This is a genomic window from Bradyrhizobium sp. USDA 4369, from assembly GCF_054056435.1.
On the sequence record NZ_JBSRYH010000001.1, the window covers coordinates 1,267,530 to 1,287,876 of the forward strand.

At 66.0% G+C, this 20,347-nt stretch carries 22 protein-coding genes and 1 tRNA gene; 12 read left to right on the forward strand and 11 right to left on the reverse strand.

Annotation, left to right across the window (positions count from 1 at the left end; genetic code table 11):
- Positions 1–4 precede the first annotated feature (4 nt).
- The 9 genes from ACVIJ6_RS05960 (at position 5) to ACVIJ6_RS06000 (ending at position 8,380) form a co-directional block, all read left to right on the forward strand.
- Positions 5–1,450: an FAD-binding oxidoreductase gene (locus ACVIJ6_RS05960; RefSeq protein WP_456771906.1), complete on the forward strand. Its 1,446-nt coding sequence runs from the start codon at positions 5–7 to the stop codon at positions 1,448–1,450.
- Positions 1,447–1,884: a DUF4383 domain-containing protein gene (locus ACVIJ6_RS05965; RefSeq protein ID WP_456771907.1), complete on the forward strand. Its 438-nt coding sequence runs from the start codon at positions 1,447–1,449 to the stop codon at positions 1,882–1,884. Before ACVIJ6_RS05960 ends, ACVIJ6_RS05965 begins: the two co-directional genes overlap by 4 nt.
- Entirely contained in the window at positions 1,881–2,984 is a 1,104-nt protein-coding gene (locus ACVIJ6_RS05970) for a hypothetical protein (RefSeq protein WP_456771908.1), read from the forward strand. Before ACVIJ6_RS05965 ends, ACVIJ6_RS05970 begins: the two co-directional genes overlap by 4 nt.
- Before the next feature lie 79 nt (positions 2,985–3,063).
- Positions 3,064–3,273 (forward strand): hypothetical protein, encoded by a 210-nt coding sequence (locus ACVIJ6_RS05975; protein ID WP_456771909.1) that lies wholly within the window; start codon positions 3,064–3,066, stop codon positions 3,271–3,273.
- A gap of 158 nt (positions 3,274–3,431) precedes the next feature.
- Complete coding sequence (locus tag ACVIJ6_RS05980; protein WP_456771910.1) at positions 3,432–4,403, forward strand: S1C family serine protease; 972 nt, start codon at positions 3,432–3,434, stop codon at positions 4,401–4,403.
- A 291-nt stretch (positions 4,404–4,694) separates the two neighbouring features.
- Entirely contained in the window at positions 4,695–5,762 is a 1,068-nt protein-coding gene (locus ACVIJ6_RS05985) for a carboxylesterase family protein (RefSeq protein WP_456771911.1), read from the forward strand.
- A gap of 154 nt (positions 5,763–5,916) precedes the next feature.
- Positions 5,917–7,272 (forward strand): hypothetical protein, encoded by a 1,356-nt coding sequence (locus tag ACVIJ6_RS05990; protein WP_456771912.1) that lies wholly within the window; start codon positions 5,917–5,919, stop codon positions 7,270–7,272.
- A gap of 4 nt (positions 7,273–7,276) precedes the next feature.
- A complete protein-coding gene (locus ACVIJ6_RS05995) occupies positions 7,277–8,083 on the forward strand; it encodes a hypothetical protein (protein ID WP_456771913.1) in 807 nt (268 codons plus the stop codon).
- 90 nt (positions 8,084–8,173) lie between these two features.
- On the forward strand, positions 8,174–8,380 hold the full coding sequence (locus ACVIJ6_RS06000; RefSeq protein WP_456771914.1) for a hypothetical protein: 207 nt from the start codon (positions 8,174–8,176) through the stop codon (positions 8,378–8,380).
- A 106-nt stretch (positions 8,381–8,486) separates the two neighbouring features.
- Here ACVIJ6_RS06000 and ACVIJ6_RS06005 read toward each other — a convergent pair whose 3' ends face one another.
- The 5 genes from ACVIJ6_RS06005 to ACVIJ6_RS06025 form a co-directional block, all read right to left on the reverse strand.
- On the reverse strand, positions 8,487–9,149 hold the full coding sequence (locus tag ACVIJ6_RS06005; RefSeq protein ID WP_456771915.1) for a DsbA family protein: 663 nt from the start codon (positions 9,147–9,149) through the stop codon (positions 8,487–8,489).
- 5 nt (positions 9,150–9,154) lie between these two features.
- The gene (locus ACVIJ6_RS06010; RefSeq protein ID WP_456771916.1) at positions 9,155–9,940 is read right to left on the reverse strand and encodes a sulfite exporter TauE/SafE family protein; all 786 of its coding nucleotides are present in this window, start codon (positions 9,938–9,940) and stop codon (positions 9,155–9,157) included.
- 45 nt (positions 9,941–9,985) lie between these two features.
- A complete protein-coding gene (locus tag ACVIJ6_RS06015; RefSeq protein ID WP_456771917.1) occupies positions 9,986–10,708 on the reverse strand; it encodes an LrgB family protein in 723 nt (240 codons plus the stop codon).
- On the reverse strand, positions 10,705–11,103 hold the full coding sequence (locus ACVIJ6_RS06020; protein WP_456771918.1) for a CidA/LrgA family protein: 399 nt from the start codon (positions 11,101–11,103) through the stop codon (positions 10,705–10,707). The genes ACVIJ6_RS06015 and ACVIJ6_RS06020 overlap by 4 nt, the downstream gene beginning before the upstream one ends.
- Before the next feature lie 114 nt (positions 11,104–11,217).
- Positions 11,218–11,709, reverse strand: coding sequence for a hypothetical protein (locus tag ACVIJ6_RS06025; protein WP_456771919.1), 492 nt, complete (start codon positions 11,707–11,709; stop codon positions 11,218–11,220).
- 190 nt (positions 11,710–11,899) lie between these two features.
- Here ACVIJ6_RS06025 and ACVIJ6_RS06030 point away from each other — a divergent pair, with 190 nt between their 5' ends.
- Positions 11,900–12,202 carry a hypothetical protein gene (locus ACVIJ6_RS06030; RefSeq protein WP_456771920.1) on the forward strand — a complete coding sequence of 101 codons (303 nt, stop codon included), beginning with the start codon at positions 11,900–11,902 and terminating at the stop codon, positions 12,200–12,202.
- 92 nt (positions 12,203–12,294) lie between these two features.
- Complete coding sequence (locus ACVIJ6_RS06035; protein WP_456771921.1) at positions 12,295–13,380, forward strand: AbrB family transcriptional regulator; 1,086 nt, start codon at positions 12,295–12,297, stop codon at positions 13,378–13,380.
- A gap of 92 nt (positions 13,381–13,472) precedes the next feature.
- On the opposite strand, the gene ACVIJ6_RS06040 is transcribed toward ACVIJ6_RS06035, so the two are convergent.
- Positions 13,473–14,012, reverse strand: coding sequence for a disulfide bond formation protein B (locus ACVIJ6_RS06040; protein ID WP_456771922.1), 540 nt, complete (start codon positions 14,010–14,012; stop codon positions 13,473–13,475).
- Positions 14,013–14,188: 176 nt separating this feature from the next.
- Here ACVIJ6_RS06040 and ACVIJ6_RS06045 point away from each other — a divergent pair.
- Positions 14,189–14,273: transfer RNA gene (locus ACVIJ6_RS06045), tRNA-Leu, on the forward strand.
- Positions 14,274–14,587: 314 nt separating this feature from the next.
- Here ACVIJ6_RS06045 and ACVIJ6_RS06050 read toward each other — a convergent pair.
- The 5 genes from ACVIJ6_RS06050 to ACVIJ6_RS06070 all read right to left on the reverse strand — a co-directional run bounded on the left by ACVIJ6_RS06050 (position 14,588) and on the right by ACVIJ6_RS06070 (position 20,345).
- The gene (locus ACVIJ6_RS06050; protein ID WP_456771923.1) at positions 14,588–14,932 is read right to left on the reverse strand and encodes a hypothetical protein; all 345 of its coding nucleotides are present in this window, start codon (positions 14,930–14,932) and stop codon (positions 14,588–14,590) included.
- A gap of 160 nt (positions 14,933–15,092) precedes the next feature.
- Entirely contained in the window at positions 15,093–16,424 is a 1,332-nt protein-coding gene (locus tag ACVIJ6_RS06055) for a lysine N(6)-hydroxylase/L-ornithine N(5)-oxygenase family protein (protein ID WP_456771924.1), read from the reverse strand.
- A 13-nt stretch (positions 16,425–16,437) separates the two neighbouring features.
- Positions 16,438–17,499 (reverse strand): GNAT family N-acetyltransferase, encoded by a 1,062-nt coding sequence (locus tag ACVIJ6_RS06060; protein ID WP_456771925.1) that lies wholly within the window; start codon positions 17,497–17,499, stop codon positions 16,438–16,440.
- A 132-nt stretch (positions 17,500–17,631) separates the two neighbouring features.
- Positions 17,632–19,365: a cyclic peptide export ABC transporter gene (locus ACVIJ6_RS06065; protein ID WP_456771926.1), complete on the reverse strand. Its 1,734-nt coding sequence runs from the start codon at positions 19,363–19,365 to the stop codon at positions 17,632–17,634.
- Positions 19,365–20,345, reverse strand: a complete 981-nt coding sequence (locus tag ACVIJ6_RS06070) for an alpha/beta hydrolase (RefSeq protein WP_456771927.1) — start codon at positions 20,343–20,345, stop codon at positions 19,365–19,367. Before ACVIJ6_RS06070 ends, ACVIJ6_RS06065 begins: the two co-directional genes overlap by 1 nt.
- Between the last annotated feature and the right edge of the window lie 2 nt (positions 20,346–20,347).

Sequence of the window (20,347 nt, forward strand, 5' to 3'; positions counted from 1 at the left end):
CGCCATGATCTCGAGACGACGGTTTCTGCGCACCGCAGCGACGGCCGCGGCGCTGCCTTTGGCGCGGATGCCGCGGGCCCGGGCCGAGTTGCGCACCATCCTCAACGATGCGAGCCGGCTCAACCCGACGCCGGTCGCCAGGCACGTGGTGATCTCCAGGCCCACCACTGACGATCTGATCGCCCGGCTCCGCGCCGAGCTGAAGGAGGCGGCGGCCGCCAAACGTCCGGCCACCGCCGCCGTGGCCAGGCATTCGATGGGCGGCCAGAGCCTGCCGCGGGACGGCACCGCCGTGACCCTCGACGGCGGCCCGATCGAGCTCGACACCGCGGCGCAGACCTATCGCACCGCTGCCGGCAACCGCTGGTGGGACGTGATCGCCGCGCTCGACCCGAAGGGCTTCTCCCCGGCCGTCATGCAGTCGAACAGTGATTTCGGCGTCGGCAGCACGTTCAGCGTCAATGCCCATGGCTGGCCGGTGCCCTATGGACCGTTCGGCTCCACGGTGAAGTCGATCCGCATGCTGCTCGCCGACGGCACGCTGGTGACATGCTCGCGCACGGAGAATGCCGAACTGTTCGGGCTGGCGATGGGCGGCTATGGCTTGTTCGGCATCATCGTCGATCTCGAGGTCGAGATGGTGCCGAACCTGCTGCTCGAACCGCGCTTCGAGCGCCTGCCGCCGGAGACCTTCGCCGCGCAGTTCACGCGCGCGATCGACGGCGACGGCCATGTGAAGATGGCCTATGGCCGGATGTCGGTGTCGCGCAAGGCGTTCTTCGACGACGCGCTGCTCGTCACCTTCCGCCCCGCGCCCGGTGCGCCCGCGACGCTGCCGCCGGTGGCAAACTCGGGCAAGCTGACGGGCGTCGCCAACACGATCTACCGCGCGCAGACCGGCTGGGAAGTCGCCAAGGGGCTACGCTGGTTGATGGAAACACGGCTCGGCCCCGCCATCTCCGACAGCCATTACACCCGCAACTCGCTGATGGCCGAACCGGTCGCCAATCTGGCGCAGAAGGACATGCACCGCACCGACATCCTGCATGAATATTTCGTCGCGCCGGAGCGGTTCGGCGAGTTCCTCACCGCGTGCCGCGAGATCATTCCGAAAGCAAGGGCCGAATTCCTCAACGTCACCTTGCGGTACGTCGCCGAGGACAAGACGCCCGCGCTCACCATCGCGCCGGTGCGCCGCATCGCGGCCGTGATGTCGTTCTCGCAGATGACGACGCCGGAAGGCGAGGTCGACATGCTGCGCACGACCGAAGCGCTGATCGATCGCGTCACCGCGATCGGCGGCGCGTTCTATCTGCCCTATCGTCTCCATGCCCGCCGCGATCAGGTCGAGCAAGCCTATCCGGCCACCGCGCGCTTCGTCGCCGCGAAGCGGCACTATGATCCGGGTCTGTTGTTCCGCAACGCGATGTGGGACGCCTATTTCGCATGACACCAACCGCCAGTTTCTCACTCGATCGCTATCGCATTGCCGCGCTTGCCCTGGCCGTAGCGCTGTTGTTTGCGGCCGCGACCGACTACATCCCGTCCTTCATCGATGCAAAGGGGCGCGTCTTCGGCCTGTTCCAGCTCGACATCTACAAGGACGCGCTGCATGTCGCCTCGGGACTCTGGGCCCTTGCCGCGATGGTGACGCGACGGAGCGCTGTTTTCTTTCTGCGCGTCTTCGGCACCTTGTACTTCCTCGACGGGGTCATGGGCGTGTTCACGGGCTCCGGCTATCTCGACCTTTCGATCGTCATCGACGGCATCCGCGACACCTCCCTCCTGGTGAAGATTCTGTCCAGCCTGCCGCATCTTGCCCTGGGCGCGCTCGGGATCGCCGTCGGCTGGTCGCCCTGGGGCACGAGGCCCGCGCACGCATGAGCCTGCGTCGCAAAATCGCCTATCTGGCCACCGCGGTCGTGGCTGCCGCGGCGCTCGGGATTGCCACCACGGTGATCCGTGTCGAGACGGTCTGCACCGCAGACGTGCCCACGCCTGCGGTCACTTCGCAGTTCGGCATCAGCGATGCCGGCTATGCACGGGCGCAGGGCGACAGCTTTCTGACGTTTCCCGAATGGTACATCGTCCACGCCTATAACGATCTTGCAGCCGTCACCGCACAGGGATCGGAATCCGACTTCCGCTATGCGTCGAGCATCGCGGGCTTCTGGCGCAGCCTGTGCCGGGCGACCCGGCAGGCTGCCGGATCCGGCCCGGCCACGTCGGATCAGAAGCTGACGAACTACATCATCGGCTTCAGCTTCACCGCCGAGATGGCGCTGCAAGGCGCCTATGAGACCAGCATCGGAGCCCTCAGCGCGGCGACGACGGACCATGTCAAGACGGCCGAGGATGCGTTCAACCTGGCTCTGCTGAAGGACTACGCCGCGTTCCTGTATCAGACGCCGTGGTATCGCTACCCCTTTGCCGCCAAGCTCGACCAGTTGTGGCGCGAAACACCGTTCGTCCCTTCGCTGCGGGCGGTGGAACGGCGGATCTCGCTCAGCCTGCAATATGCCGCCCGTGCGGCCTATGCGGCGGTGATCGGCTATGCGGCAGGCTATGATCCGGCCGTTCTCACCATTCGGAGCGTCGTCACCGGCCTGCCGGCGGCGGAGCTCGCGACCATCCCCGGCGTGACGGTCATCCGCGAGGTGGCCGACGCGAAAGGCGCAACGGGCGTTCTGGTCGAGACCGAACGCTACGCCAAGTTCGACGCGTTCGTGAAGCAGCTCGGGCGCCATGCCGGGGCAGTGCTTGGTGAAGTGGCCGGCAACCATCGCATCCTGGTCACCATCGTCGTTCCTCCTGGCGACGGGCGGCTGGCAGCCTTCGATGGACTGCCTATATTCAGTGTCCCGGTTCAGTCCCGTCCCGGTGCCCGGCGCATCGGCGTCGACGTACCGGTCCGGTCGCTGGTTCAGGATGTCACCCGTTTCGAAGCGGCCGGCTACGTGTTCGAGCATGCCTACGATTACTGATCGGACTCTCCAATACTCCCCCCTGCCCTGGCGGGGGTTGCTGGCCGTGACCTTTGCCTGGTTCGCTAGCGTGGCCGCCATGGCGCTCGTGATCAAGCCGGACAGCGTCGTGGTGTTCGGGCCCGCGGACCGCATGATCGCTACGATCGTCGCGGCCGACGGGGCCTTGCTCGACGCCGGACGTTTCCATGTCGCGGCGAGAATGGGGAATGCACCGGTCGGCAACCTCTATGCGGCCGGAGCATGGTTCGTCTGGCCGATTCCAGCGAAGGGCTGTGGCCGCTTGTGACCGGCGCGGACCGTCGTTTCTCCCGGACGACCGGCGGATCCGCAGAACTGGCGCCGACGTTTAAAGATGTTAAGCTCGCTTCAATGCTGCGGCCATGACGCGACACGAAGCAAGAGCTTGGTCGGCGCCTCCAGACGGCGACAGAGCAGGAGAAAGAGATGCCTTCTTTGACCGAATGGAAAGTGCCGTTCGCCTTCCAGCCTCGCGCCGAAGATTACCAATATGATCTTGATCACGCCTTGTCCTCGATCGTGGGCCTGCACGCGATCATTCCCACCGACGCGTTCAGCGCGGAGACGCTCGGCACCGAACGCGCCGGCAATGCGGTCGTCATCGACGAAGGCCTGGTGCTCACGATCGGTTATCTCATCACCGAGGCCGAATCCGTCTGGCTGCACCTCAACGATGGCCGGGTGGTCGAAGGCCACGTGCTGGGGTTCGATTTCGCCACCGGCTTCGGCCTCGTGCAGGCGCTCGGGCAGCTTGACCTGCCGGCATTGGCGCTCGGCTCCTCGGAGTCTGCCAAGATCGGCGATCAGGTGGTGCTCGGTGGCGCCGGCGGCCGCACGCGATCCGTCGCCAGCCAGATCATCGCCAAGCAGGAATTCGCCGGCTATTGGGAATATCTGCTCGACGAGGCGATCTTCACCCATCCGGCGCATCCGAATTGGGGCGGTACGGCCCTGCTCTCGGCCAAGGGCGAGCTGATCGGCATCGGATCGCTGCAGCTCGAACGCGAGCGCGACAACAAATCTGAGCACGTCAACATGATCGTGCCGATCGATCTGTTGAAACCGATCATCGACGATCTCAAGCGGTTCGGTCGCGTCAACAAGCCGGCCCGGCCCTGGCTCGGCCTCTACGCCACCGAGGTCGACGATCGCGTCGTGGTGATCGGCGTCTCGAACAACGGACCCGCCGCCCGCGCCGAATTGAAGGCCGGCGACGTCATCCTCGGCATCAATGGCGACAAGGTGACGAGCCAGAGCGAATTCTACCGTAAGCTCTGGGCGCTCGGCGACGCCGGCGTGGACGTACCACTCACGGTGCATCACGAGGGCGTCACCTTCGACGTCACCGTGGCCTCGACCGATCGCGCCAAGCTGCTCAAGGCGCCGCGGCTGCACTGAGCGGCGGATGTCCCTGGGTCTGGCATAGGCCGGCCATCGCCCTTCGTTCGGGAACGCCTCCGCGTTCAAGCGGGGCGCGTTTGCGCGATACCCCCTGGAGACACCGCGCATTGCCGGCCCGCCTCGATCGGCCGCCGACAGCGATCGCTATGAGGCTCCGAGGGCCTACCGGACGTGGAACCGCCGCGTTCGGAAAATGATCCTTGCCCGCACCTCCGATTTTGCTTTTGCATGCAGGCGCTCGCGGGTAAGCGGGTGATACGGTTCGGCCGCTCGGCCAGGGAGACCCGCATGACAGAAGCCGTGGTGGACGACATCCTCATCGTGTTGCCGCCGCTGCTCCAGACGCTCGAGGCTCTGTCCTATGTTGCGCGTTATCTGAACCCGCCGGATTTCGACCAGGTGATGACCGAGATCGGTGATCCCGATCAGGTCCTGCACACCGCGCGGTCCCACCTCACCGCATGGCCGGCCGATTTTGCCCATATCCGCATCGCCTTCGACACCGCTGCTGAGGCAGCGCTGGCGTCGTTTGCGGGCCTGCGCGCCGTCCAGCGTGGCGAAGGCGATCTGATCGATGTGTTCCGCGCGCTGCGCCAGCTGCCGCGCGCGCTCGAGGCGCTGTTTCCGCTGGCGGCGACGTTGCCGCCGCTGAGCGAATTCTTCCTGGAACCGACGTTCGAGCAGGACGACACGTTGCGCCGGCTGCTGGCAGCATCGTCGGCCGGCAAGGACACCGTCTTTCACGACCACAACGAGATCGGCAACCGCGGCGGCTTCTCGCTCTACGTGCCGGAATACTACACGACCGATCGGGCATGGCCCCTGGTCATGGCGTTGCATGGCGGCAGCGGCAATGGACGCGACTTCCTGTGGAGCTGGCTGCGAGCGGCGCGCAGCCTCGGCGCCATCCTGGTGACGCCGACCGCGATGGGTCCGACCTGGGCATTGATGGGGGACGACGCCGACACGCCGAATCTGGTGCGCATCCTCGATCTCGTGCGCAGCCGGGTGGCGATCGATCCGGCGCGGATGCTGCTGACCGGGATGAGCGATGGCGGCACGTTCTGCTATGTCAGCGGCCTGGAGCACAGCTCGCTGTTCACCCATCTCGCTCCCATCGCGGCGACCTTCCATCCGTTGATGGCCGAGATTGCCGACCGCGATCGTCTGCGCGGACTGCCGATCCAGATCGTCCATGGCCAGCTCGACTGGATGTTCCCGGTCGAGATCGCGCGGCACACGCGGGATGCGCTGGCCAAGTCAGGCGCCGATGTCGTCTATCGCGAGATCGACGATCTCAGCCATTGTTATCCGCGCGAAGTGAACGTCGAGCTGCTGCGCTGGCTGATGAGGTGATTCACCCGCACGCTGCATCCAGCGGGCCATCCGCATGACGGTTCGGTTAACCCAGGGGACACAATGTCGTCGGGATTTGGTCGCATGACTTGATCCTTAACCAAACAGCGGGGGCGCTGCTCAGGGCGGTCTTGATGCCGCCGAAGGTCCGCTCATGCCCTCGCTTTCCGCGCCCGTGGCGCTGTCGTCCGCCCGGCCCACCGCCGTCCTGCTCGCCAATGGCGTGAACCGTCTCGAGATCACGCTCAAGCTCACCACGGCGATCCTGGCGCTCGCCGCCGGCGTCTACACCTATCTTGGCGTTCGCGAGCTGCTCAATGGCAGCGCGACCACAGTGTTCTTCGCCGCGGTCATCTATTCCGTCGCGGTCTCGGTCGGCATCTACGCCTTCTGGGTGTTCATGATGCAGTTCATGCCGCACGTCACCAGCCTGGTCGGCCGGCTGTCGATGGCCGGCTGCATGCTGCTGGGCTCGCTGATGATCGTCGCGATGTCGTCCTGGCTGAATGCCTCGGCGCTGGCCGGCGCCGCCGCGATCCAGCAGCACCTTGCGATCACGGTGCAGAACTACACGCGCGATCTCGACCGGGCCAACAGCCAGGCGATTGCGGCGCAGAGCCTGCTTCCCGACATCCAGCTCGCCTCGTCCCGCTTCGCCAAGCTCGCGGAAGCGGAGCGCGCAGGCTCCCTCACCGGCACCTCGGGGTCGGGCACGGTCGTGCAGCTGCTCAGCCAGATGTCGACACAGCTCGACGGGCTCGGACAACAGGTGCAGGAATCCGGCAAGCGCGTCTCCGGGCTTTATGAGCAGGGCAGCAAGAGCCTCGCCAAGATGCGCGAGCTGATCTCCGACCGCGGCCCGATCGCCACGCGCAGCGACGCCTTCGCCACGGAGTCGCTGAACCTGATGGGCGTGATCGCCAATCTGCAGCAGACCTCGGTCGCGCCCGCGGTGAAGCGCGCAGCGACCTCGCTGTCGTCGGGCTTCATCGCTCCAGCCGCCGGCGGACGCAGCGGCGATCTCGCCGAGCGGCAGACCGCCGTGGTCGGTAAGGTCGAAGGCGCGATCGCGACCCAGGCAGCGTCGCTCGCGGATGCCGCGGACAAGATCCTGGCGCTGCCGCGCATCGAGCCGACCCGGTTCCAGAGCTTGTCGCCGGCCGAAGCGGTACTGCGCTATGCCGGCGACTTCATTCCGAGCTGGGCCGGCGCGATCTCCATCGACCTCATGCCGGCGGTGCTGGTCTTGATCCTCTGCGTCGTGCATGCCGCGATCCGCCGTGAAGGCCTGCCGGTCGCGAGCGCGTCCAGCCTGACCGCAAGCGACCTTGTCACGGCCCTGCAGATCGCACGCGAGGTCGAGGATGCACGGCGCGCGGCCGAGGCACGGCCCGTCTCGACCTCCGGCGAACCGGCTGCGGCGATGGCGATCGAACCGCCAGCACCAGCTGCGGCGGCTGCCGGCGATGAGAACGTCACGTCGCTGTCGTCGGCCCGGATCGGGAAGTAATCCCGTGGGGGCCGCTCTGTACCGGCACCTCCATGCATGGTTCGCCGGCAATCCCGACGAGAGCATCCTGCGCTGGATCTTTCGCGCGGTCCTCGTCGTCAGCATTGCCGTGCTTGCGGCCGATCTCGTTGAGATCAATCACGCCGGGCTCGGCTCCGACGCAGCATCGCCTCAGCTCGACATCCAGCACGAGCAGCCGGAGACGCCCTCGGTGCTGGCGCCGCTGTTGAAGCGGTTGATGCCGCTGCCGACCGGCGATCCCGCGCTGGAGCAGCCGCTCAGCCTCGAGCTGCGCGGCGGCGGACGGCTCTATGCGACGGGCACGATCACGCCCGGCAGCGCACGCGCCTTCACGGAGGAGGTCGAACGGCACGGCGAATACATCAGGACCGTCGTGCTGAACTCGCCGGGCGGCTCGGTCGCGGATGCACTTGCGATGGGCCGGCTCATCCGCACACGAAAATTCGCGACGGAGATCGAGGCCGGCAAATATTGCGCCTCATCCTGTCCGCTCGTTTTCGCCGGCGGCATCGAGCGACGCGCCGGCGAGCGCGCCGTGATCGGCGTGCACCAGATTGCCGCCGTCCGAACCGCCAGCGCGGCGCGGTCCGGCGACGACATGAGCCGGGCGCAGAACATATCGGCACGCTGCCAACGCCACCTGGTCGATATGGGCGTCGATCTGAAGGTCTGGGTGCATGCGATGGAAACGCCGCATGACCAGCTGTTCACGTTCAAGCCCGACGAGCTCAAATCGCTCAATCTGGTCACATCCGCGCCAGAATCGCGTCCCGAAAAACCACGCACTTAGTCGATGCAATCGTGCCTGAACCTTCCGCCGTGATGGCGGAACCAAGCTAGGGCGGCGGCGTTGTCGGCCGTCACACTGGAGAACATGATCATGCGGACATTCGTGGGAATGATCCTGGGTGCGCTTCTGCTCGGATTCGGAGTCTACATCCATGATTCGATGCAGACCTCGGAGGTCGCCAACGGGCCGACCGCGCAGACCCGCCGGACCATCGTGAACTGGGACGTCGCCGCGGACAGCTGGAATTCGTTGAAGACCCGCGCGCATGACGATTGGGTGCGCATCTCGTCCAAGTAACAGGCGCTAACTTACGCCGTCGAAGTCACGCACGCAGCGCTGCCATTTCCAGGGCGCCTCGACCTCCGGGTCGAGGCGCCTTTTGCTTGTCAAATCGCAACGCCGCCTATTTGGCTGCCGCGGCTTTGCGCGCATCGGCGATCACCTGCTCGAATTGCGCCATGGTCAGCACGCCCGGCACCCTGAACTTGCCGACGATGAAGGACGGCGTGCCGCGGAAACGCAGCCCGCGCGCTTGCTTGTCGTTCCGCGCCAGCATGGCGTCGATGGCCTTCGCGTTGGCAGCGAGATCGCGCTTGGCGCGATCGACATCGATGCCTGCCCCGGAGAGAAGCTCGTCGATGCGCGGCTCCGTCAGCTTGGAGCTGGTGCCGATCAGGGCCTCATGCGCCCTGGCGTATTTGTCCTGATATTTGCAGGCCAGCGCCATCCGCGCCGCCACGACCGACACCGGCCCGAGGATCGGCCATTCCTTCAGGATCCAGCGCACCTTGCCGTCGTCATGCACGACCTGCTGCAGCTCGGGATCGAGCTTGCGGCAATACGGGCAATTGTAGTCGAACCATTCGACGATCGCGATATCGCCCGCCGCATTGCCGAGCACCGGCGCATCGGGATCGCGCAGCACCGAGGCTTCGTTCGGCTCGTCGGCCTCCTGCGCGCGGCTTGCACGCGGCCACAGGGACATCGCGACGCCAGCGCCCAAGGCGCCGAGAACGCCGCGCCGATTGATGTCGAACAGGGTCAAATCCAATGGGCTGCGTGTCATCAAGATCAGCTCCAAATATGCAGCAGGCTGCGCGTGAGCATATAGAGCGCCACCGCCGCGATCACGATCGAAAACACCACGTTCAATGCGCCACGCCGCTCGGCAAGATGGCGCGCCAGACGGGTGCCGGCAAGGCCGCCGGCGATCCCACCCACGATGAAGAGGCCGGCCAGATCCCAGGCGACGAGCCCAGACCAGGCGTAGCTCGCCGCGGTGGTGAGTCCGAAGGCGGTGACGGCCACAAGCGACGAGCTCACCGCATTCATGATCGGCATGCCTGTCGCGGCCATCAAGGCGGGCACGATCAGGAAGCCGCCGCCGATCCCGAAGAAGCCGGACAGCGTCCCGGTGGCGAGCCCGAAGCCGAGGATGGCCGGAAAATTGGCCATGCTCATCTTCACGTCGGGAATGCCGACGCGGGCGCGCGTCTTGAGCATCAGCAAGGCGATCACCATCATCACCAGCGCGAACAACGCCAGGAGCTTCTGGCCGTCGACCATCTTGCCGAGCAGCGAGCCGCCGAACGCACCGACGATTCCAGCCACCGCAAACAACGCCGCGATCGGCCAGATCACGGTGCCGCCGCGGGCATGATTGACGAGGTTGACCGCGGCATTGGTGGCGACTGCGATCGCGCTGGAGCCGATCGCGATATGCGGCTCCGGCACGCCGACCACATAGACCATCAACGGCACCGCCAACACCGAGCCGCCGCCGCCGACGAGACCGAGCGAGAACCCGACCATCGCGCCGCACAACAGGCCCAGCACACCTTGAGTCGCAGAGATCATGGCCGCAGCAGGTTCACTTCCGAGCCGCCAAGGCAAGCCCGAAATTCACCTGACCAACAGCGTGATCGCGATGGGAACGAGAAACGACGTCACCAGCGCGTTCAGGCTCATGGCGATACCGGAGAAGGTGCCGGCGAGCGCATCGACCTGGAACGCGCGCGCCGTTCCGATGCCGTGCGCTGCGAGACCCGCTGCAAATCCCCGGGCGCGGAAATCGGTGATGCCGGTGCTATTCATCAGCGGCGTGACGATCACCGCCCCGATGATGCCGGTGAGCACGACGGCCACGGCCGTCAGCGACGGATCTGCGTGCAGCGACTCGCTGATCCCCATGGCGACGCCGGCCGTGACGGATTTCGGCGCCAGCGACAGCACGACATCGCGCGGCAGACCGAAGGCTTCGGCCAGCAGGACCACCGAGACGATCGCGGTGATCGAACCGACAATGAGCGCGGCCAGCATCGGCACGATGGCCTGCAGCACGATCCCGCGGTTCTGGTAGAGCGGCACGGCAAGCGCCACGGTGGCCGGCCCGAGCAGGAAATGCACGAATTGCGCACCGGCGAAATAGGTCGTGTAGGGCGTGCCGGTCAGAAGCAGGAAGGCGGCGACGATCCACATCGCGTGCAACACCGGATTCGCGAGCGGATGCCTGCGCGTGCGCAGCGATACCGCATCCGTCAATGCGTAGACCACCAGCGTGACGGTGAGCCACAGCAGCGGCGACTGCGCCAGATAGACCCAGAGCGAGAACGGGTTCGCGCTCATGACCGGTCCCGCTTCGGCGCCAGCAGCCGGCTCGTCGCGACGAAGGCTGCGACCGTCACCAGCAGAGTGATCACCACCGAGAACAGCAGAACGACCGCGATGGCCAGGCCATGGGCTGCGATGAGATCGAGCTTCTGCACGACCCCCACCCCGGCCGGCACGAACAGCAGCGACAAATTGGCGAGCAGAACGCGGCTGACGCCCTCGATACGTCCAGCGTCGCTATCGGTGGCGAGCGGGCCGATCGCCAGAAACCGGACTCTGTCTCGCAGCAACAGAAGCACCAGCAGCAGGACCAGGCCGAGCACGGGTCCGGGCAGCGGCAGGGCCAGACTGCGGACGATGACTTCACCGATCAATTGGCACAGCAGGATGAGGCCGAGGCTTGCGATCATCGCCGATGTTGTTGGTCAGGTCAGCGCGAATTGCAAGCGGCGACCTTCTCCAGAAATCGGCGGCGGCCAGCGCATGACGCATCCGGCCGCCGCAAAGCTCAAATCGCGCTCTGCTCAGGCCGCGCCCTTCAGCTTCTTCGAGCACTCGCTGTAATAGCCACCGCCCTTCTCGATCCACTTCATGCCGCCATTGGCGTTGGTCGCCTTGTTGGCATTGTACTGGTCGACGCAGGTGTGCATGCGCGCCTTGCCGGGCGTCTCCTTGGCATATTTCGGATCCACCGCATTCGGAAACACGGCCGGGCCGCTCGGCGCGGCGGCCGGTGCGGCCTCCTTGGCAGCGGCTTTGCTGTCCTTGGCCGGCTTGGCCTCGGCGGCGGGGGCCGCCGGAGCCGCGGGCGCGGCCGGCGCCGCGGCCGTGGAATCGCTGCCGCATTGGGCTTTGCGGAAGTCGTTCCATTTCTGTCCGTTGAGCGTGCCGGCGTCCTTGGCCTGCTTATACTTGGCGCTGCATTCCTGCATGGTCAGCGCCTTCGCCGGCGCGGCGGCAAAGGCAGCCAGGCTGAGAGCGGTGATCGCAACCAAAGATTTTGCGTAGAAACTCATCCTCGATCTCCCTATGGAGCATGATGAATGGGGCCACGATCCTAGCCAGACAGCTGCGGGCGACAAAGCAGCCCCGGCCGCGGAGCGACGAAAATATAATTTGCGTCACACGCCGATCCGGCTCATTCCATTCACTTAGGGTTCAGTATCGGCGGCCTCCAGCCCGCGCGTTTCGTTCGAGGAATTCAGTATGACATTCACTGCCCGCGCGGCTGCTGCAACCGCCGCGATAGCTGTCCTGTTGGCGGCGGGGCCCGCTTCGTCCCAACCCGGCCTGGCCCTGCCGGGACGGCCCGATGCGGCCACCGACAAGTTCGCCACCATGGACAAGCCGGCGCGTCGGGCAATCTCGGTGGCATGCTCCAAAGAGGCGGACGACCAGGGGCTCAAGGGCCGGGCGCGGGGGAGATTCCGGTCCGCCTGCAAGCGCGACAAGGCCGCGGCAGCAGCAGCGGCGGCGCCGGCGCTGGCGCCGGCCGACAAACCTAAATGACCGCGAGGGGCAACATCGCCGGCACCGTGAATGCATGGCGCCTCCGCGACCGCGGGAATTGTTCCGCAACCGCGCTTTTGGCATAAGGCGGCGTGCGCCAGATCATCTCTTCCCTGCCCTTCGACCCGCCGAGTCGCGCCAAGACCCTCAGCGCGCTCGAGACACTCGCTCTCGGCACCGCCGGCGGGTTGATCTTTCTCGTGGCACATCTGCCGGGAGGGCTGATCTCCGGCGCGATGATCGCGACCGGGATCGCGGCGATCGCCGGACGGCCGCTGTCGATGCCGCCGATCCTGACCCAGACCGTGCTGCTGCTGCTCGGCATCTCGATCGGCGCCATCGTCTCACGCGAGCTGATCAATCACGTCAGTGCCTATCCCCTGACGATAGCGCTGCTCGCGCTCGCAACCTTCTGCGCCACGTTCGGCTCCAGCCTGTATCTGCAGCGCGTCCATGGCTGGGACCGGACCTCGGCGCTCCTCGCCGGCAGCCCCGGGGCGCTGTCGCAGATCACGATCCTGGCCGTCGAGCGCGGCGCCGACCTGCCCGCGATCGCCGTGGTGCAGACCCTGCGGGTGATCATCCTGACCGCGGCCTTGCCGCTGGTGCTGGCGCTGGCCGGCGTCGCGCCCGCTGCGCCGGTCTCGCTCGGGCAGCCGGTCGCCTCGTCGCTCGGCCTGCTGGGGCTGCTGGTGGCATCGCTGGTCGCCGCCATGCTGATGCAGCTGATCAAGTTCCCGGCCAGCTGGCTGTTCGGCGCCATGGTCGCCAGCGGCATCCTGCACGGCACCAACCTCGTCGAGGGCGGCCTGCCGGAATGGATGCGTGGCATCGCCCTGATCGGCATCGGCGCGCTGATCGGCAGCCGGTTCGCGCGCATGCGTGTCAAGACGCTGCTCAGCCACGTCAAAGCGGCGCTCGGCTCGTTCGCGATCGCGGTTGCGATCTCAGCGGCTTTCGTCACCATCATCGTGCTGGTGACCCATGTGCGCTTCTCCGACACCATCGTCGCGTTTGCGCCAGGCGCGATGGACGCGATGATGGCCCTGGCGCTGACCCTGCACATCGACCCGATCTTTGTCGGCGCGCATCACCTGTCGCGCTTTGTGTTCGTCACGATCGCCACCCCCGGCATCATTCATCTGTTCGGGCGGCCGCAAGAGGACGTCGATGACTAGCTCATGACGCGTTGATGTCGAGCCGCATCAAGATCCTATCCCTTTGTTGAATATTGCTTTTTTCGGAAAGCCCGCTTCAGATTCAGATCAGGCTATGCGGCAGCCGGCTTCCGCCAGATCCCCCAGCCGGCGATCGCCGCGATCAGCAGCGAGATCAGCACGCTGTAGCCGGCCAGCGACAGGCCAAGGAAACGCCACTGCACCTCGTCGCAGCGTACGACGTGAACGCTGTCCAGCCGCTCCAGCAGGCTGCCCGCACTGCCGAGATTGCCGATCGGGCCGGTGCATTCCGTCGGCCCCGGCCAGAACCCCCATTCGACCCCGGAGTGGTACACGCCAAGCCCGGCATTGCCGAGCGCCGCCAGCGCAATAAGGCCGAGCCCGGCCAGCACCAGCCCGCGCGATGCGCCGCGGCGGGCGAGACCTGCAACGACCAGGGCTAGCGGCACGATGGCATAATAGGCCCAGCGCTGCTTCAGGCAGAGTTCGCAGGGCTGCAGACCCCAGACCAGCTGCATGTACCAGGCGCCAGCCAAGGTCCCCGCCGCGATGCCGGCCACGAGCAGCGCGGCCGTCACAGCCGGGCTCATGGCGCCCGCCGCCCCGCGGTCCATCACAGAGGTATTGGTCATAGGTCGTTCCCCACGGGCTGTACCCGGCCTCGCGCCGTGCCGTCCCCGGCTCCTACTCCCGGGCGCGAAACCTGTCGAGATGAGAGCCCATCACGTCCGTGCGGGTTGACCCTGCCCCGCCGCCCGCTATAGTCCGCCCGCTTCGCTGGGGGTCCCGAACACGGGCTCAGGCGAATGCCCCTGTGGCGGAACTGGTAGACGCGCTCGACTCAAAATCGAGTTCCGCAAGGAGTGCTGGTTCGATTCCGGCCAGGGGCACCATTCGGGCATCCGCCCCGCCGATATTGCACGGACACGACATCGAGGCCGCCTCGATCGGCGTGTCAGGAGCGGCTTTGGACGTCGTTCGCGCGCGTCTGGCAGGCGCTGCAGAATGGCTCGCGCATCCAGGTTGCGTCCCCTTCGTTATCCCGCCGCGCAGGCAGGCGACCCTCGACCGGAGCTGTCGTAGATCCAGGTCAGCCGCGCCCCCTGCGCCCCGCCTATGGCCGTCCCGTTGTCTTGCCAATGACTGAAGCCAGCACACAACCGTCTTCCAGTTTGCAGACGGTCCTCGGCGGACCCGAACCGGCTCGTCAGCCCCGCTCCTGGGGAGCGACCTTCGGATCCAGCGGGCGCCGCCGCGCCGCCGGGCGTGAACGCCGGATGCGCCGCTTGCGAAACTCCAATCCGCACATGACGATGTCGATGCTCTCGGTCGGCCGCCGAAGGCGGCGGCCGTGAAACCCGAGCCACTTCTCGACCTGCCGCAGCAGGACGCGATTGAGCCCGAGACGCCGCAGCAGCTCGTCGCGCGTATGCAATGTCGCGATATCGACGATGTAATCGCGCTGCTCGGTCAGCGTCCGCCCCACCAGCCGCGCATAATCACTCGCTAACAATAAATTCACAACCCGCTCAGGCAAATGCGGCTCAGCCATTTGTCAGTCCTGCCCTCCGCCGTGCCTGCTTGCCGCTCCAGAATGCCAGCTAGCAATATGCGCATTCGCGGCGATCGCCGATGCTCATCCGCCGTGACGATCTCCGTCACGGCCATTGCGAAGACTCCGCGCCGGTCCAGATCCAGGTCGCCGCCTGCGCCTAGGAGTACACACGTTCGGCCAGATGCGGCTCCTGCTCCGGGCCGCGCTGCGTCCCCCTGCTCGACATCAGTGACGCCGTGATTTCGTGGGCGCGCATCGGCAGCACCGACAACAGCGTGTCGCTCAGACCGTGCGAGATTTCCGAGCAGCCCTGCAGATAGACCTGCGGACGAAAGCCTGGACTGGTCTGGAGACGATAGTCGCGCTCGAGCGCGCTGGTCTCGATGTAGCGGCCAATCGGATCGAGAAAGGCCGGAATCGGCGATCGCTCATAGCCGGTGGCAAGCACGATCGCGTCATAGGTCGCGCGATGACTGATGCCCTCGTCCTTGTTCAGAAGCTCGAGCGCAATTCCGTCGCGGACGGCCTCGGCGCCGACGATCTCGCTACAAGGATGGAGTACGAGCCGCCGTGAGCCGCAGACGCGCTGCTGATAGGTCATGCGATAGAGCTGATCGAGCAGGTCCGGGTCGACGACGGCATAGTTCGTATTGCGGAAGCTGCGAATGATCGCGGCGCGCTGGCTCTCGTCGCGCGAATGGAAATGATCGATGTAGTCGGGATTGAAGATCTCGTTCACGAACGGGCTGCTGTCGGATGGCTTGAGCGCGTGCCCGCGGAACACCAGATCGATCCGTACGTTCGGATTCCGCTCGCTGAGGTCGAGCGTGACCTCGGCCGCGCTCTGGCCGCCGCCGATCACCGCCACGCGCGGCGCCCGGCCGCTCAGCCCGGCGATCACAGATGAATCGAGATAGCCGCTGGTGTGCACGACCCTTCGATCACCGGCGACCGCCCGAAACACGGCCGGAACGTGCGGGACGCCGCCGACCGCGACCACCAGGTTGCGCGCGATGCGCGATTGCTCGGCCCCGTCCTCCATCCGCGTCACCACGCGGAGCGCGACGACGGACTGGCCGGCGCTCACCGGCTCGACCGCAACGACCGTCTCGCCATATTCGACCATGGCGTCGAACTGGCCGGCGACCCAGCGCAGATAGTCGTTGAACTCGATCCTGCTGGGATAGAAGGTCCTGCAATTGGTGAAGTCGAGCAAGCGGCCCGACTTGTGCAGATAGTTGATGAAGGTGAACGGGCTGGTCGGATCGCGCAGCGATACCAGATCCTTGAGAAAGGAGATCTGCATGTTGCTGCCAGGGAGTAGCATGCCGCCATGCCATTTGAAGCTCGGCTGCCGCTCGACGAACAGCGCGCGGCAGTCCAGTCGCCGCTGTCTGACGCAATCGTCGAGAGCGATCGCCAATGACAGGTTGGACGGCCCGAAGCCGACGCCGACGACATCATAGTCCGGGGCGAGGTGATGCGACATGGGTGATGCTCCGTCAGCCTTGGGTCTCGAGGGGCGCGTCCTTCGCCACCGGCTGCCACAGCCGGTCGCCAAAGAACCGTTCACGAAGCAACATGACCAGGGTTGCTCGCTTGTGCGGGAAGTCGAAATTCTTGATCCGGGCAAAACCGGCACGGTCGAGATTGCGCAGCTGCTGGAGGTGAGCTGCCGCTGGCTCGCCGACAATGCGCATCGTACGGTGATCGTCGAGGAACATGTAGTGCATCAGCGAGGGCAACCACGCAGTGATGAAGTCGCGGCCGCGAAACTCGTCCTCACCGACGATCACATGCCAGCCGCGGTCGTAGTCGTCGGCGTCGTAGAACGGCGCGATACGGTTCTCCTTGGCCCAGTATAGCTCGAAATAGCCGAAGGGACGCTCGCCGAAGCAGCCGATCAGCGGCAGCATATGCGGGTCCGACAGCAGCTTCGACAGATACTGGCGATGCTTGTCGAGGTCGCCGGCCTCGTTCCAGAATGCATCCACGCGTGGATCGTTGAGCCAGCGGTGAACCAGTGCCAGATCGCGTTCGATGTCGACCACACGAAAGCTGACGACGTCCGACAGCCATGGGATGAAGCGCGAATAGACGCGGCCGGCCGGCTTCGGCGGTCGCCGCGGATGCCGCTTGCCGTCGGTCATCACGTAGGACAGCGGAAACGCCGGCCGGGCCGCACCCGACAGCCAGGCCTCGCGCCGCTGCATCAGCATCTCCGGCAGAAGCAGGGGTGAGCCATCTACGACCACCAAGAGGCCATCGCGCGCCAACGCCGATGCGGCCGCCGGCCGCCCGCGGAGGTCGAGGACCAGCCTGTCAAGCGACGGATGCCAGCCAAACAGCGCCTCGGCGGCGGCGGAGAGCCCGCTCACCAGACGCCCGGGATCGCCACCATCACCCGACATGGCAAGCGCGCCCCGATCTCCGTCGAACCGGAGCGACAGCAACAGCTCGCCGTCGGCGACCACGCGAACGGCTTCATCGTCGCGGACCACCGACATCGCGACATCGGCTGCAGCCCGGAAGGCCCCACCTCTTGCATCGAAGCTCGCGCTCATACGCTCCTCACCCTCTTGACCTGTACGAGTTTCACCACGAGCCGCTCCCGTTCAGGATGTAAATTTGTCGCCGCGTCGAAGACAAGCAGGCCCGGCCCACTGACGATCTGGAATGGTTACAAAGCGGCGTGCTCACGCCCTCGACGGCTGGTGTGACGCAACCTCGTCCTTCAACCGCGACGTCGACGAACGCCTCGCCTTCGCGGCCTCGCGGTGCTTCGCCGGCTCATCCTCGTCGACCCGTCCATCGCGGAGCCGAACGATGCGGTCCGCACAGTGGAAGTAGCGATCGTCATGCGAGATCACGATGATCGTCTTGCCCTGCCGCTTCAGGTCGGCGAGCAGCTCGGTATAGAAGACGTGACGGAACGCAGGATCCTGGTCGGCGGCCCATTCGTCGAAGACCAGCACCGGGCGCCGCTCGATCCAGGCATTGATCAGCGCCAGGCGCTTGCGCTGGCCTGTCGAGAGATCCGTCGTCGAGAACGTACCGTTCTCGACCGAGACCTTGTGCGCGAGCTCGAGCCGATCGAGATAGCGCTGCGCGAACTCCGGCGCGTGCTCGCCATGATGCAACAGCGTGTCGAACAGATAGTAGTCGGAGAAGACAGTGGTGAAGAGCTGACGATAGTCGTCCCGCGTATCGCCGACGACGGGCACACCGTCGCGCAGCAGCACTCCCTCATCGGGGACATAGAGCCCCAGCAGCAGCTTGATCAGCGTCGTCTTGCCGCTGCCGTTCTCGCCGACGATGAAGACGATCTCGCCGCACGCAATGCGCAGATCGATCGGCCCGAGCACGAACGGCTTGTCTCCAGCAGCCGCCTGGAATGCGTAGGAAACGCCGCGCAGCTCGATTGAACCGATCCGTTCGCCGGCGGGCCGCGCCGGCTCGTCGAGCAGATCCTGCTCGGCGGTTGCGAAACGCTCGGACAATTCGGCAATGCGCCGCATCGCGACCTGCGCGCGCCCAAGCGACGGCAGCATGCCGATGAGCTGATCGATCGGTCCGCGCATGAACAGCAGCACGAGGACGAAGCCACTGGAGACGGATGGCGGACTGTCCGGCCACAGCAGCGGCCGCAGCACGAGCGCAGCCCCGATCACCAGGAACAGCATCACGGTGCCGAGCGCGCGTGTCGTGACCAGCAGATTGATGGCGCTGATCTGCACGTCGCTGATCCGCTCGATGGTGCGCTGGATCAGATCGACATGCACGTGATGCCGGCGCGGGCGGTGCAGACGCAGCTCCTTGGCGCCCTCGGCGATCGTCCGGTAATGCTTCTGCAGATCGTCCTCGTACTGGCGGGCGAGATTGAACCCGGACAAGCCGCGCTGGCGCGCGCGGAAGTGCGCAAACGATCCGAGCGCGATCAGCGCTGCCACTACCAGAAACAGCGGCCACGACAGCACCGCGAGATAGACAAGGCAGCCGGCGACGATGACGCCGGAGAGCAGGAAGGCCGGGAAATAGAAGGCGAAATCGCTGATCGCATCGACGTCCTTGGTCAGGACGGGAATCAGCCGGTGAGCCCGATAGGACTCCAGCTGATCGATCGGCGCCATCAGGATCTTGGCGGCCAGCGACTTGCGCAGCGAGGCGATGATGCGCTGACCGACAACATTGGCGCTGATGTCCGAGCCGACCGATCCGATCACGATCAGGACGCAGAGGCCGGCAAGCGATGCGACAAGGCTGCCGACATCGCTGGAGCCGGCATAGAGCCCGCTGTTCACCACCGCGAGCAGGCTGGCGACGCTGGCGCCGCCGATGAGGCCGAGCACGAGGCCGCAGAGAACCAGCTTCCAGTACGGCCGCAGCAGGCTGCCAGCATGCACCAGCCCGGGATTGGATGAGGTCGTCATCAGCGGCCAACTCCGGTTTGCCGAGCAAAGACTTCGGCGAGCCTGGCGCCGATTTCGGCGCGCGCCTGCAGCGCGTCCGGCACGACGTTGCCCATGCGCAGGAATTCGTGGATCATGCCGGGATAGATCTTCAGATCGACGGCGACGCCGGCCGCGCGCAGCCGCGCGGCATAATCCCTTCCCTCTGCGACGAGGGGATCGAACTCGGGCAGCAGCAGCATCGCGGGCGCGACGCCAGCGAGGTCGGGCGCAGCCAGCGGCGCGAAGCGCCAATCATGGCGGTCGGCCTCCTGACGCAGATAGTGGTTGAAGAACCAGTCCACGGTCTCGCGCTCAAGCAGAAAGCCCGCCCCAAACGCCGCATAAGATTCCGAGCTCTGCTGCGGGCTGAGGCCGGGATAGGCCAGCACCTGGAACAAAGGTTGCGGCAAGGCGCGATCATCGCGCGCCGCGATGGCCAGCGCCGCCGCCAGCGTGCCGCCGGCGCTGTCGCCACCGACGGCAACACGCCGCGCGTCCAGGCCGGCGGCAGGCCCCTCGCGTCCAAGCCAGGCGAGCGCATCGACGCAATCCTCGAACGCGGTCGGAAACCGATGCTCGGGCGCGAGCCGATAGCCGATCGACAACACGGCCGCGCCGCTGTCGACCGCAAGTCCGCGGCACAGCGGCTGGTGCGAATCGAGGCTGCCGACGACGAAGCCGCCGCCATGCATGTAGAGCAGCACCGGCAGCGGCTCGGCGCAATCGGGCGTGCGGTCCGCATAGAGCCGGGCGGCGATCGCCGTTCCATCGCGCGCCGGAAGCGTCAGCTGTCGCTCATGTGCGAGTGGCAGCGGGTCGACGTCCAGCAAGGGAGACGAGGCGTCGAAATCGGCGCGCGCCTGCGCCGGTGTGAGCTGCGGAAATGGAATGCGCGCGCCGGATTCCGTTCCAAGCTGGATCATGTCGAGCAGCGCTGCAATGTCGGGATGAAGGCTCATGC

Coding starts and splice junctions, on each gene's coding strand:
- ACVIJ6_RS05960 (WP_456771906.1), top strand. CDS start 5: ATGATCTCGAGACGACGGTTTCTGCGCACCGCAGCGACGGCCGCGGCG.
- ACVIJ6_RS05965 (WP_456771907.1), top strand. CDS start 1,447: ATGACACCAACCGCCAGTTTCTCACTCGATCGCTATCGCATTGCCGCG.
- ACVIJ6_RS05970 (WP_456771908.1), top strand. CDS start 1,881: ATGAGCCTGCGTCGCAAAATCGCCTATCTGGCCACCGCGGTCGTGGCT.
- ACVIJ6_RS05975 (WP_456771909.1), top strand. CDS start 3,064: ATGGCGCTCGTGATCAAGCCGGACAGCGTCGTGGTGTTCGGGCCCGCG.
- ACVIJ6_RS05980 (WP_456771910.1), top strand. CDS start 3,432: ATGCCTTCTTTGACCGAATGGAAAGTGCCGTTCGCCTTCCAGCCTCGC.
- ACVIJ6_RS05985 (WP_456771911.1), top strand. CDS start 4,695: ATGACAGAAGCCGTGGTGGACGACATCCTCATCGTGTTGCCGCCGCTG.
- ACVIJ6_RS05990 (WP_456771912.1), top strand. CDS start 5,917: ATGCCCTCGCTTTCCGCGCCCGTGGCGCTGTCGTCCGCCCGGCCCACC.
- ACVIJ6_RS06000 (WP_456771914.1), top strand. CDS start 8,174: ATGCGGACATTCGTGGGAATGATCCTGGGTGCGCTTCTGCTCGGATTC.
- ACVIJ6_RS06005 (WP_456771915.1), bottom strand. CDS start 9,149: ATGACACGCAGCCCATTGGATTTGACCCTGTTCGACATCAATCGGCGC.
- ACVIJ6_RS06010 (WP_456771916.1), bottom strand. CDS start 9,940: ATGATCTCTGCGACTCAAGGTGTGCTGGGCCTGTTGTGCGGCGCGATG.
- ACVIJ6_RS06015 (WP_456771917.1), bottom strand. CDS start 10,708: ATGAGCGCGAACCCGTTCTCGCTCTGGGTCTATCTGGCGCAGTCGCCG.
- ACVIJ6_RS06020 (WP_456771918.1), bottom strand. CDS start 11,103: ATGATCGCAAGCCTCGGCCTCATCCTGCTGTGCCAATTGATCGGTGAA.
- ACVIJ6_RS06025 (WP_456771919.1), bottom strand. CDS start 11,709: ATGAGTTTCTACGCAAAATCTTTGGTTGCGATCACCGCTCTCAGCCTG.
- ACVIJ6_RS06030 (WP_456771920.1), top strand. CDS start 11,900: ATGACATTCACTGCCCGCGCGGCTGCTGCAACCGCCGCGATAGCTGTC.
- ACVIJ6_RS06040 (WP_456771922.1), bottom strand. CDS start 14,012: ATGACCAATACCTCTGTGATGGACCGCGGGGCGGCGGGCGCCATGAGC.
- ACVIJ6_RS06050 (WP_456771923.1), bottom strand. CDS start 14,932: ATGGCTGAGCCGCATTTGCCTGAGCGGGTTGTGAATTTATTGTTAGCG.
- ACVIJ6_RS06055 (WP_456771924.1), bottom strand. CDS start 16,424: ATGTCGCATCACCTCGCCCCGGACTATGATGTCGTCGGCGTCGGCTTC.
- ACVIJ6_RS06060 (WP_456771925.1), bottom strand. CDS start 17,499: ATGAGCGCGAGCTTCGATGCAAGAGGTGGGGCCTTCCGGGCTGCAGCC.
- ACVIJ6_RS06065 (WP_456771926.1), bottom strand. CDS start 19,365: ATGACGACCTCATCCAATCCCGGGCTGGTGCATGCTGGCAGCCTGCTG.
- ACVIJ6_RS06070 (WP_456771927.1), bottom strand. CDS start 20,345: ATGAGCCTTCATCCCGACATTGCAGCGCTGCTCGACATGATCCAGCTT.